General features: G+C 60.6%; 7 protein-coding genes. 2 read left to right on the top strand and 5 right to left on the bottom strand.

Annotated elements, in window-relative coordinates:
* Window positions 1-185: 185 nt before the first annotated feature.
* The 5 genes from AAAB16_RS02940 to AAAB16_RS02920 form a co-directional block, all read right to left on the bottom strand.
* Window positions 186-1,811, bottom strand: a complete 1,626-nt coding sequence (locus tag AAAB16_RS02940; RefSeq protein WP_340661990.1) for a methyl-accepting chemotaxis protein — start codon at window positions 1,809-1,811, stop codon at window positions 186-188.
* Window positions 1,812-2,145: 334 nt separating this feature from the next.
* Window positions 2,146-3,246: a DUF1513 domain-containing protein gene (locus AAAB16_RS02935; RefSeq protein ID WP_340661989.1), complete on the bottom strand. Its 1,101-nt coding sequence runs from the start codon at window positions 3,244-3,246 to the stop codon at window positions 2,146-2,148.
* A 1-nt stretch (window position 3,247) separates the two neighbouring features.
* Entirely contained in the window at window positions 3,248-4,327 is a 1,080-nt protein-coding gene (locus tag AAAB16_RS02930) for an imelysin family protein (protein WP_340661988.1), read from the bottom strand.
* 14 nt (window positions 4,328-4,341) lie between these two features.
* The gene (locus tag AAAB16_RS02925; protein WP_340661987.1) at window positions 4,342-5,760 is read right to left on the bottom strand and encodes a di-heme oxidoredictase family protein; all 1,419 of its coding nucleotides are present in this window, start codon (window positions 5,758-5,760) and stop codon (window positions 4,342-4,344) included.
* Window positions 5,761-5,966: 206 nt separating this feature from the next.
* Entirely contained in the window at window positions 5,967-7,310 is a 1,344-nt protein-coding gene (locus tag AAAB16_RS02920; protein ID WP_340661986.1) for an imelysin family protein, read from the bottom strand.
* 205 nt (window positions 7,311-7,515) lie between these two features.
* Between AAAB16_RS02920 and AAAB16_RS02915 the strand changes: the two genes are divergently transcribed.
* Both AAAB16_RS02915 and AAAB16_RS02910 read left to right on the top strand, forming a co-directional pair.
* Complete coding sequence (locus AAAB16_RS02915) at window positions 7,516-8,088, top strand: LemA family protein (RefSeq protein ID WP_340661985.1); 573 nt, start codon at window positions 7,516-7,518, stop codon at window positions 8,086-8,088.
* Between the two features lie 37 nt (window positions 8,089-8,125).
* Entirely contained in the window at window positions 8,126-8,998 is an 873-nt protein-coding gene (locus AAAB16_RS02910) for a GIDE domain-containing protein (protein ID WP_340661991.1), read from the top strand.
* Window positions 8,999-9,125: the final 127 nt, after the last annotated feature.

Below are 9,125 nucleotides of genomic sequence, written 5' to 3'. Positions count from 1 at the left end.
GGCGACTGCTGTTCGCCTGCGGCTCTGCGAACCTGGGTCCCCGCCTACGCGGGGACGACGGGTGAAATTATTCGGCTCTCGTCATTCCCGCGAAGGCGGGAATCCAGAATGGCTAGGGCGACTGCTGTTCGCCGGCTGCTCTGCGGGCCTGGGCCCCCGCCTGCGCGGGGGCGACGGTGGGGGATTTAAGCGCTGAGGCGTTGTGTCACATCACTGAGTTGGCTGGAAAGGCCGCGCAAGTTGACGCTGGCGGTCTCGGTACGCACCACGTTTTCTTGGTTGGTGGTGGCAATCGCGGTGATTTCGGTGAGGTTGCGCGAAATGTCTTCGGCAACCGAAGTCTGTTCCTCGGCCGCTGTGGCGATTTGCCGGTTCATATCGCGGATGGCTTCAACGGCATGGGTGATGCGGTCGAGCATCTGCCCGGCTTCGGTCACTTGCTGCACGCCTTCTTCGCTGCGGCTCTGGCCGCTTTCAATGGCCTTAACGGCGTTCAGCGCGCCGGTTTGCACGGTGTCGATAATCTGGTGAATCTCGGCAGTGGACTGCGCGGTGCGTTGCGCCAGGGTACGCACTTCATCAGCCACTACAGCAAAGCCGCGTCCGGCTTCACCGGCACGCGCTGCTTCAATGGCGGCGTTAAGTGCTAGCAGGTTGGTTTGGTCGGCGATGCCACGAATCACTTCCAGCACCTTGCCGATGCGGCCGCTGTCGGCTTCCAGGCGGCGTATAACCTCCGCGGTATTGGCAATTTCGCCGCGCATGTCGGTGATGGTTTTGATGGTGGATTTCATCACCGTGCCGCCCTGTTGCGAGGACTGGTCGGCATCGTCGGCGGCGCGAGCCGCGTCGGCGGCGTGGCGGGCTACTTCCTGGGCGGTGGCGGACATTTCGTGCATCGCCGTGGCTACCTGGTCAGTGCGCGAGAACTGCTCGGCGGTGCCTTGGGCCATCAGGCTGGCGATGGCATTTAGCTCGCCGCTGGCGCTGTCCAACTCGTTGGTGCTGCGTTGCAAGCGGGTAAAGGTGTCGGCAAGAAAGTCGCGCAGGGTATTGGCGGCTACCGCCAAATTACCTAGCTCGTCACGGCGGGTCGCGTCGACACGTTGGCCGAAGTTGCCGTGGCTCAGTTGGCCAATGTGCTCAATCAGGCTTTTGATCGGCGTGATCAGGTTGCGGTTGACCATCCACAAGCTCAGCAGGGCGATCAATACGCTGGCGCCAAGCAGCACGGCAGTGCCGAGCCATACAGTGCGTTCGGCGCTGACGCTGATGGCCTTGGCCTGTTCTTCACTGCGTTGATGCAATTGGGTGGTCAGGGCGGTCATTTGCTCGCTGGCAGCACGGTCGATGCCTTGCACGGCCTTGTCGCCAGCGGTGGGGTCGGCGCCGGCGGCGATAAATGCGGCTTTGCCTTTGCGGTAAGCGCCGCCAAGGGTTTGATGTTCACTGCGCAGTTTTTCCACTTGGCTTTTAAGCGCCGCTTCATCACCGGCTTCGGTTACCAGCTTGCCCAGGATGTCCTGCACCTTGCGTTCCTGGTCTTCGAACTGGCCCCAGTATTTGTCTTGGGCGGCTTGGTCTTTGCCGCGCAGCAGCACGTTTTTCCATTCCTGCACCTGGGCTTTGAACTCCAGGTTGGCTTGGTCGACCAATTGTGACTCCTGCAACGGTCCATCGAGCAGGCCACGGTAGTTTTGGATGCCGCCGCTCAAAAAGCTAAAGCAGGCCAGAGCAATTACGACGGTGAGCAGCAGACTGCCGCCTAATAGGGCGAGGATCTGCGCGCGCAGGGAGTTTTGTAGAAACATGAAAGGCGCCTCTCAGGGACTTGGATGGCCAACACCTGTGCACTCGGTCCGAGGCGTCAGAAAACATCCCTGTAGCTCACGGCGGATAGCCAGTGCTGACCACTGATTACCGAGCTAAGGCTGGCGTGCGCAGGTGGTTGTTTGAATATAGTCGGCTGTAGGGCGCCGTACCTGAGGCGTGAAGGGAATTTCTGATAGGCATGCCGACGAGCGACAGGTGCCACGGGGATTTTTAGGGTGTCGGTCTGCGCACGGTGGGCGCAGCCCTGCGATCGCACGGGTATCGCTTGGTGCGCATAGCACACCCTACGTGCTCAGAGAGGTTAGAAACTGCTTAAGCCAGCTTCAGGTGCAAGTGGTTGTCCCACAGCCCGCTGGGCAAGTCCAACGCTTGGGCGCTGATGTGTTCGCCGCGGCAGTCATATAAACGGCAGCGGCCTTGGCCGGAGGTGACGACAAAGCCGTCTTTTACTGCACCAACGCCGGCGCAATCAGGCAGCGGCGCATCCAGGCGCACGGCACCGCTGTCCAAGTCCCAGATAAAGAAGCGATTGCCCCGTGGCGCGGTGAGCGCGACCAGGCGCAGGTCGCTGTGCACGGCGACGCTGGCGGTGTACTGGGCCATGGCGTCGCGTTGCTGGGCATCCAGCGGGAAGGCTTGGAATGGCTGGCCAGGGCGTTTGATCGCCAGCAGTTCGGCCGGCTCATGGGCGTCGCCCATAAACTGCTGGCCGGCGACGATGGTGCCGTCGCTGGCAATGGCCAGGTGGCGCACGCTGTTCATTTGCTGTGGCAGGGTTTCCTTGGAAATCAGCGTGCCGTCGCGCTTGAGCAACACCAGGCTAGGTTCCATGGCGTTGAGGTTCATCTCTTTGCGGCTTTCGGCTTCGGTACGGATGCCGCCATTGGCGATCACAAAGGTCTCGCCGTCGGGCATCCACGACACCTGGTGCGGGCCCAGACCATGGGTGCTGAGTTCGCTGCTGTAGTGCAACTGGCCATTTTCGTAGCGGTACACGGTCAGCAGGCCCCGGCCAGGGTCGGTGGTGTCGTTGTCGGTGGTGTACAGCCATTCGCCGCTGCTGTGAAACACGCCGTGGCCGTAGAAGTGGCGATTGGGTCGCGACGTCACGGTTTGCAGCAGACGGCCGTCGCGCAGGTCGATCAGGTAGCTTTCGGTGCCAGGGCGCCGCGCGACAAAAAGGGCGATGGGCTCGCTGGGGTGCTCGACCACATCGTGGCAGCGCTGCGCCACTTGGGTGGCGAACACCTGGGTGCCGTCCAAGCGGTAACCGACGGCATAGTGCTTGCCATCGCTGTCGTCACGGGCGGACAACACGATGGGGTTTTTACCGTTGCGGCTAAAGGTCCAGCCGCCCAGCGTTACCGCGCCAAGCAGCAGGCTGCCGAGACCCAGAACATGGCGGCGGAGCATATTAGTCACCATCGTTGGCGTTAAAGCCGAGTTGAATATTGAGCGCTTTGGCCAGCTCGCTTTCGTGCAGGCGATGGACCACGTTCAGGCTGTCGTAGAAGTCGTTGAGTGCTTTGCGCCCGGCTTCGTCGGCCAGCAGTTCGGTCAGCGGACGGTCGAGGGCCGCCAGTTGGCGTTTGGCTTCGGCGTAGGCCGCGTCAATCTTGTCCGCCAGCGGTTTTTGCTCGGCCGGCAGCAAGCCGCGAATGCCGTGGTTATCCACACCCTGCCAGAGTGTTTCGGCACTGGCCAGGCTGGCACCCAGGCTCTTTAGCGAGGTGTTGCTGCGCCAGCCTTCCGCCTGGAAGGGCTGCGGCAGGTTTTTGGTTTGCCGGCCCAGTGGTGCGCCGAGTTTCTTTTTCAGCGAGTCGATGCTGGTGACCTGCACACGCAGCAGCTCGGCAATGGCCTCGTGGGAGTCGGCGTAGCGCTGGTTGGGGAATTTGCTCAGTTGCTCGACCATGCCGTCTTTGCTGTTCCAGCGGCCGAGAATTTCTTCGGCCAGGCTTTGCTGACGTTCGCCGATGGCTTCCAGCAGCGGGCAGTAGCGCGCTTTGGTTTCGGCGTTGGCCAGGTCCAGCTTGCTGTCGTAAAGGATGTATTCATAGGCCGACAGGCCTTGTACCACCACGCTGGATTTGGCCAGGGCGGCAGCGTCGATTTGTGGCTGGGCTTTAACCAACTGCTCAACCTGACGGCCGACCAGGTCTTTTTTGTCGGGCCAGAATTGCACCTGCCAAGCGCGGTTGCCTTCGGCCAGAGGCCCAATCATCAGCGGCTGCAATTCAGCCCAGGCTTTTTGCGCGGCGAGGAAGTCGGTGCGGGCTTTTTCCAGGTCGGCTTTGCCGGAGCAGAAGGCCAGGGCGCTGGCGGCCAGGGCGCGGTCGGCGTCTACCCAACGGCTGTAGGTCGGCAAAATCACTTGCTTGGCCAGTGCCGTGGAAACTTCGGCCTGCTGGTCGGCGGGTGCGCAGGCGCCCAGAGCGAGGGCGGCGATGCTGCTGAACAACAGCTTGGTACGGAACGTGTGCTTGCCAAACATGGGCGAAGGGCTCCTTAGAGAGAATTCAGGAACGCCAGCAGCGCAGCGCGCTGGTCGGCATCGTAAGCGAGAACATGCTGTTTGGCCGCTTCTGCTTCACCGCCATGCCAGGCGATGGCTTCCAGCAGGTTGCGGGCGCGACCGTCGTGCAGAAATTGGCTATGGCCACTGACCGTTTGTGTAAGGCCGATACCCCACAGCGGTGGCGTGCGCCATTGGCTGCCACTGGCTTTGAATTCGGGGCGATTGTCCGCCAGGCCTGCGCCCATGTCATGCAGTAGCAGGTCGCTGTAGGGGCGAATTACCTGATTGGCCAACTCCGGCTCGGCGGCATCGGCGCGGGTGGTGTACTGCGGGGTGTGGCATTGCTGGCAGCCGGCTTGGTGGAACAGGCCTTTGCCGTCCAGCACTTGTGGGTCATTGACGCTGCGCCGTGCCGGTACGGCGAGGTTGCGGGTATAAAACAAAACTTGGCTGAGCAGGTGGTCGCTGACTTCCGGCACGCCGCCGTCGGGGGCATTTTTGCAGGCGGTTTGCGTGGGCGTGCATTCGTCGAACGGGCGCAGGGTGGTGGTCAGGCCCATGTCGTTGGAGAAGGCGTGCACGTTCTGCTGGTTAAGCGTCGGTTGCCCGGCTTTCAGGCCAAAGCGGCCGAGCACGGTTTTTTCCTGAGCGTCGTCCCACACGTAGTTGGGCTGACCAGCGATGCCGTTGTTGGCCGCTTTTTGCGCTTTGGCGTTGGCCAAAATGGCTTCGTCGGGGATGGCTTCCAAAAGGCCCAGACCGATCATGGGCGGGGCGATACGCGTGGAGAACTGCGCGTTGGCGCTGATCGGGCCGTAGCCCCAGTTGCTGATCTGTAGCTTTGGTTTGCGCAGGTCCAGCACCGTGCCGTCTTTGAAACTGACTTGGCTGGTTTCGTAGGTGACGCGAATACGCGCTTCCGGCGCAACGCCTGGGATTGCCATATCTTGCAGTTGCGCGCCGTACACCGGGTCTGGCACTACGCCAACCTTTTCAATGATGTGGGCCATTTCTGCGCTGGGCGGCAGCGATACGCGCACCAGCATCGACACGGCGCTGACATCGCCGTCGCCTTCGGGCGGATGGCCGCGGCCGTCTTTGATATGACAGTTCTGGCAGGCGTTGGTGTTCATCAACGGGCCCAGGCCATCGCGCGCCGTGGTTGTGGACGGGGCAATTACCCATGGGCTGCGGAAAAAACTATTACCGACGGCGAAGTCCAACTGGCGTTCGTGGGTAAGGTTGGCCGAGGGCTGCATAAAGGCTGTGCGGCTTTGTATGGCCACAGTGGTTTGCCCGCCGGAAAGGGCTTCACCGGGCTCGGCCTGGGTAAAACGCGGCGTTTTATCGCAGGCGCTCAGGGCAACCAGGCTCAGGGCAAGCAGCAGAGGACGGAGCGCGCGGGGCATTAACGGTGTTCCAGACCACGAAAACAAGCGCGCAAGCTTAGCAGCATGGGCGCGTTCAAATAAGAGGGATTAGCGTTTGCCAGGGAGGTTAATTGTCACAGTGTAAAAAACCTGTGAATTTGCCGCGGGCTAAAACCGCAGGCGAAAAAAAACGGATGCGCTTTGTGGGCGCATCCGTTTCCAGTTCAGTAAGCCGGATAGGGCGATTAGAACTGGTGATCAGCGTTGTCTGGCTTCAAGTCGTTGATGCCCAGCTTGGCAGCGGCTTGCTCAATGGCGCCGGTCTGCTTGACCAGCGAAGCGATAGCGTCACGCACGATCTGGTTGCCAGCTGCGTTGTCGGCAGCGATCAGTTGGTCGAAGTGCACGCCTTTGTTGGCGCTGTCGACCAAGGCTTGCAGCTTGCCTTCGGTGGCGGCCAGGTCGTCTTTAACCACGGTATCAGTGGCGGCATCAGCTTTGGCAACCAAGGACGACAGGCTTGGGCCGGTCAGGGTGGTGCCGTCGACTTTCTTGTACTCGCCCAGGTAAACGTTACGAATGCCTTTGCCGTTGTAGAAGTGCGAGTTGTGGGTGTTGTCGCTGAAGCAGTCGTGTTCGTCTTCGGTGGAGTTGGCTTCCAGCGCCACTTTCATGCGCTCGCCGGCCAGTTCGCCAAGGGACAGGCTGCCCATGCCGAAGAGCATTTTGCGCAGGCCGTTTTCCGGCTTGTCGGCCACCAGGGTGGCGCGGTAGTTGTCGGCTACGCCGTCTTTCCACTGTTCAACCATGCTGTCGAGATCTTGCACCAACAGGTCGGTAGCGGCTTTCAGGTACTGCGCGCGACGGTCGCAGTTGCCGTGGGTGCAGTCTGCGCCTTTGGCATAGTCGGTAGCTGGACGCTCGCCAGCACCTGGGCCGGTGCCGTGCAGGTCTTGGCCCCACAACAGGAACTCGATGGCGTGGTAACCGGTGGCCACGTTGGCTTCGGAACCGCCCAGCTCGTTGAGGCTGGCGAGTTTTTCGCCAGTGATTTCGGTTACGTCAATTTTGTCGTCGCCAACCTGGATGGTTTTGTTGGCGATGATGTTGGCGGTGGCAGCCGGGTTGCCTTGGGCAGCCGGGGTGTCGGCGGCAACGTAGTCGATCAGGCCTTCGTCTAGCGGCCAAGAGTTCAGTTGACCTTCCCAGTCGTCAACGATGGTGTTGCCGAAACGGAAGACTTCGCTCTGCATGTACGGAACGCGTGCGGCCAACCAGGCTTGCTGAGCTGCTTTTTGGGTGGCTTCGGACGGCGCGGCGATAAAGGCATCAACGGCTTTCTGCAGGGCGTGGCCGGTGGTGGCGGCGTCAGTGAATACAGCAGAAGCGATTTCGGCGTAATGGGCGACCACAGCCTTAGCGGCAGCCTCATCAACTTTGCCAGTCGCAGCAGCAGCGGCAGGCGCGGTGGCGGTGCTGGCAGCAGGAGCGGCTGATTGGGTGGCTTGCTCTTTCTTATCGTCGCCGCAACCGGCGAGAGAAATAGCGATGGCCAGCAGACTGGCGGTGGCCAGAGGCATACGAATCATGGCGAGGTCCTTTGCATCGTGAGGTGAGGTTGAGCGCAGCGTGGTTCAGGCCGCAAAACCCGCACATAATGCGAAAGATTTGCATTTTGTGCAAAGCCCTTATGCCACAACTTTATGTTTTGGCCGTGCACCAGTTCTGCATGGCATAGCGGTTCGTAGCTAGAATGCCAGCATCTTGGGTAGTGCTCTGATGGGAGATCTTGCTATGAGCGTGACGGCTGTTGTCACTTTGGTGGTGCTGTTTTTTCTCGCGGTGTATGCCGTGTCGATCTACAACGGGCTGGTGCGGGTCAAGCATGGTGTGACCAAGGCCTGGTCGAATATTGATGTGCTGCTCAAGCAACGGCACGACGAATTGCCCAAGCTGGTGGAAACCTGCAAGCAGTACATGCAGCACGAACGCAGCACGCTGGAACAGGTGATTACTGCCCGTAACGCCGTGAGTTCGGCCCGCGAGCGCGGTGACGTCAGTGCCGTTGGCCAAGCCGAAAGCGGTTTGCGTGCGGGCCTCGGTCAGTTGTTTGCCCTGGCGGAAAACTATCCACAGCTCAAAGCCAACGAAAGCTTCCAATTCTTGCAGCAGCGCATCAGCGGTTTGGAAAACGGCATCGCTGATCGCCGTGAGCTGTACAACGAAGCGGCCAATATCAACAACGTGCGCGTTGAGCAGTTTCCCGATGTGGTTGTGGCCCGCGCGTTTAATTTCAAACCTGCCGACTTGCTGGAATTCAGTGATGCGGAAAAGGCCGATGTCGACGTCAAAGCGCTGTTCAGTTAAGAGCTGAACCGTGGACATTCAACAGTTTATTTTTCTCATGTGTTTTGCCGTGGCTGCGTGTGGCGGCGGCGCCTGGTGGTGCATTAACCGCATCAGTGCGGCGCGGCATATGCTCGATACACCGACCTCGAAAATTCGCTCGGCCGCCCAAGGCTATGTCGAGTTTTATGGCGTGCTGCACGAGGTGCCGACGGTGCCACAACTGCTTGCGCCGCTGACCGGCACGCCGTGTTTGTGGTGGCGGATCAAGGTCGAGGAATCCAAAAGCAATGGTAAAAGCCGTTCGTGGAGCGTGGTCGATAGCCGTACCAGCGAAGGTTGGCTGCAGATGGCTGACGCCACCGGCGAATGCCTGATCGACCCGAGCGGCGCCCAGGTACGGCCTTCGACGCGCAAGGTGTGGTACGGCAATACCCGCTATCCGATGGGACCAGCCAAGAGCGGGCTGTTCGCCTTCTTCACCCATGATGACCAGTACCGCTACACCGAGGAACGTCTGCACGTAGGTCAACCGCTGTATGCCATTGGCGACTTCAAAACCACTGGCGGTGGTCGCCAGGGCCTGGACCTGAACGCTGCGCAAAGCGAGGTGATTCGCGAGTGGAAGGGCGATTTCAGTGGCCTGCTGCAGCGCTTTGACAGCAATAGCGATGGCCAATTGGATGAGCTGGAGTGGAACCGCGTGCGCCTGGCGGCGCAATTGGAAGCCGAAGATCGTCACCGGCAAACCAGCGCGCGGCCGGCCACCAATTTTATGGGGCGGCCGGAAACCTCACAGCCTTTTATTCTTTCCAATGCCGGGGAAGATGAATTGGCTCGGACGTTTTATTGGCAGGCGGCGTTTGGCGCCGTGGCCTGTTTGCTGGGAGCCTTGGCGATTAACTGGTTGCTGCAGAACTACTCGGGGTGAGGTCGGCCGCTGATCAAGACCGTCATCCCCGCAGCCAGAGTTTTTCAGGTTGGCGCATGGCTTGAGCATTCTGGGTCGCCGCCTTCGCGGGGACGACGGTAGTAACCCCAATAAAAACGCCCGCAAT

It is taken from the genome of Pseudomonas sp., assembly GCF_037994325.1.
Classification (GTDB): domain Bacteria; phylum Pseudomonadota; class Gammaproteobacteria; order Pseudomonadales; family Pseudomonadaceae; genus Aquipseudomonas.
This window is presented reverse-complemented; position numbering and strand designations above follow the sequence as displayed.

What these genes read in the sequence shown, in the direction of transcription:
- AAAB16_RS02940 (WP_340661990.1), bottom strand. Translation starts at nt 1,811, where the DNA reads ATGTTTCTACAAAACTCCCTGCGCGCGCAGATCCTCGCCCTATTAGGC.
- AAAB16_RS02935 (WP_340661989.1), bottom strand. Translation starts at nt 3,246, where the DNA reads ATGCTCCGCCGCCATGTTCTGGGTCTCGGCAGCCTGCTGCTTGGCGCG.
- AAAB16_RS02930 (WP_340661988.1), bottom strand. Translation starts at nt 4,327, where the DNA reads ATGTTTGGCAAGCACACGTTCCGTACCAAGCTGTTGTTCAGCAGCATC.
- AAAB16_RS02925 (WP_340661987.1), bottom strand. Translation starts at nt 5,760, where the DNA reads ATGCCCCGCGCGCTCCGTCCTCTGCTGCTTGCCCTGAGCCTGGTTGCC.
- AAAB16_RS02920 (WP_340661986.1), bottom strand. Translation starts at nt 7,310, where the DNA reads ATGATTCGTATGCCTCTGGCCACCGCCAGTCTGCTGGCCATCGCTATT.
- AAAB16_RS02915 (WP_340661985.1), top strand. Translation starts at nt 7,516, where the DNA reads ATGAGCGTGACGGCTGTTGTCACTTTGGTGGTGCTGTTTTTTCTCGCG.
- AAAB16_RS02910 (WP_340661991.1), top strand. Translation starts at nt 8,126, where the DNA reads ATGTGTTTTGCCGTGGCTGCGTGTGGCGGCGGCGCCTGGTGGTGCATT.